Below are 1,954 nucleotides of genomic sequence, written 5' to 3'. Positions count from 1 at the left end.
GCCCGATGGCGATCAGCCGCTGCTGCAGCCATTTTGGCGACGGCCCATTCTTGACGCCCTTGACCAGCCTGAGCGCGAAGCCGGGACAGAGCTCCGGCGCTTCGATCGTTACCTTGACCGGACACATGCCGTTGCCGACATGCGGCATGATGGCGCCGCCGACGAGGCGGCCAAGCCCGCTCGCCGCCAGATCCCTGGCGATGCCGTAGACGCTGGTCGCATCCGGCCGGTTCGGCGTCAAATTGATCTCGATGACCGGATCGTCGATGTGCGCATAGGCAGCGAAGCTGGTGCCGACAGGCGCATCCTCAGGCAGGTCGATGATGCCGTTGTGCTCGTCGGACAGTTCCAGCTCGCGCTCGGAACACATCATGCCATGGCTTTCGACCCCCCTGATCTTGCCGACCGTCAGCGTCACGTCGATGCCGGGCACATAGGTGCCGGGCGCGGCAAAGGCGCCGATCAGGCCGGCCCGCGCATTGGGCGCGCCGCAGACGACCTGCACGGGTGGCTTGCCGTTGCCCGTATCGACGGTCAGCACGCGCAGCCGGTCGGCATCGGGGTGCTGCACCGCCGTCAACACCCTGGCTATGACGAAGGGTTTCAGGCTCGACTTGTCGTCGACATGCTCGACTTCGAGGCCGATCGAGGTCAGCCGCTCGACGATCTCGTCAAGCGTGGCGTCGGTCTCTAGGTGGTCCTTGAGCCAGGAGAGGGTGAATTTCATGGGACTGTTCCGTCTGGTCTTTTGACGCTTGTTTTCAGATGTCTCGGCAGGTCGTCGGATATATGCAGGAAGGCAAGCTGTTCGCTGACATAGGCATGCTGCGTCGGCTCAAAATCGGCCGGCGCATCCATGGCGCCGAGCATGAAGTAGATGTCGTCCTCCAGCCGCTCGTCGACATAGGCGATGGGTGAGCCGCAGGTGCCGCAGAAGGAGCGCGTCACCGGGCCGTTCTCATACATCTTCAGCGCCTTGCCGGTGAACGCGACCTGATCGACCAGGAAGCCGACAAAGGCCGACATCGGCGCGCCGCTGGCCCGCCGGCAATCGCCGCAATGGCAATAGCTGACGTGATGCGGTTCGACTGATGCCTCGAACCGCACGGCGCCGCAGCGGCAGCCGCCGGCATAGGGCGCTGTCATGCGCTCAGGCCTCCGAACAGCGTCGGCATGTCGAGCGGCCTGAACCCGTAATGCGACAGCCAGCGCACGTCGGCATCGAAGAAGGCGCGCAGGTCCGGCATGCCGTATTTCAGCATGGCGATACGGTCTATGCCCATCCCCCAGGCAAAGCCCTGATATTCGTCCGGATCGAGCCCGCCATGGCGCAGCACGTTGGGGTGCACCATGCCGCAGCCGAGGATCTCCATCCAGTCGGAGCCTTCGCCGAAGCGCACTTCGCCGGGCCTGGAGCGGTCACACTGGATATCGACCTCGAGGCTCGGTTCGGTGAACGGGAAGAAGGACGGCCGGAAGCGCATCTTGACCTGCGGCACCTCGAAGAAGGCCTTGCAGAACTCCTCCAGCACCCACTTCATGTTGGCGACGTTGGCCGTCTTGTCGATCACCAGCCCCTCGACCTGATGGAACATCGGCGAGTGGGTGGCATCCGAATCCTGCCGGTAGGTCTTGCCCGGAATGACGATGCGGATCGGCGGCTTCTTCGTCTCCATGGTGCGGATCTGCACCGGCGAAGTGTGGGTGCGCAGAAGCTTGCGCTCGCCCTTCTCGTCCGGCTGGAAGAAGAAGGTGTCGTGCATCTCGCGCGCCGGATGGCCTTCTGGGAAATTCAGCGCGGTGAAATTGTAGTAATCGGTCTCGATATCGGGACCTTCGGCGATGGAAAATCCGAGGTCGCCGAAGATCGCCGCAATCTCGTCGATGACCTGGCTGATCGGGTGTATACGGCCGCGCTCAGCCGGCGACTGCCGCACCGGCAGCGTCACATCGA

General features: G+C 63.7%; 3 protein-coding genes. All 3 read right to left on the bottom strand.

What is annotated here, in order from left to right; genetic code table 11:
- Window positions 1–727, bottom strand: a 727-nt coding sequence (gene ytpR / locus EN964_RS33020) for a YtpR family tRNA-binding protein (protein WP_164776267.1), incomplete at its 3' end; no start/stop codon positions are given.
- The gene (locus EN964_RS33015) at window positions 724–1,146 is read right to left on the bottom strand and encodes a GFA family protein (protein ID WP_127266806.1); all 423 of its coding nucleotides are present in this window, start codon (window positions 1,144–1,146) and stop codon (window positions 724–726) included. The genes ytpR and EN964_RS33015, both read right to left, overlap by 4 nt.
- On the bottom strand, window positions 1,143–1,954 hold an 812-nt coding region (gene pheS / locus EN964_RS33010; RefSeq protein ID WP_127277330.1), incomplete at its 5' end, for a phenylalanine--tRNA ligase subunit alpha. The genes pheS and EN964_RS33015, both read right to left, overlap by 4 nt.

The organism is Mesorhizobium sp. M7A.F.Ca.CA.001.10.2.1 (genome assembly GCF_003998575.1).
Taxonomy (GTDB): Bacteria; Pseudomonadota; Alphaproteobacteria; order Rhizobiales; family Rhizobiaceae; genus Mesorhizobium.
The sequence above is the reverse complement of the archived record's forward strand: the minus strand, read 5'-3'. Positions and strand labels throughout refer to the sequence as shown.

What these genes read in the sequence shown, in the direction of transcription:
- EN964_RS33015 (WP_127266806.1), bottom strand. Translation starts at nt 1,146, where the DNA reads ATGACAGCGCCCTATGCCGGCGGCTGCCGCTGCGGCGCCGTGCGGTTC.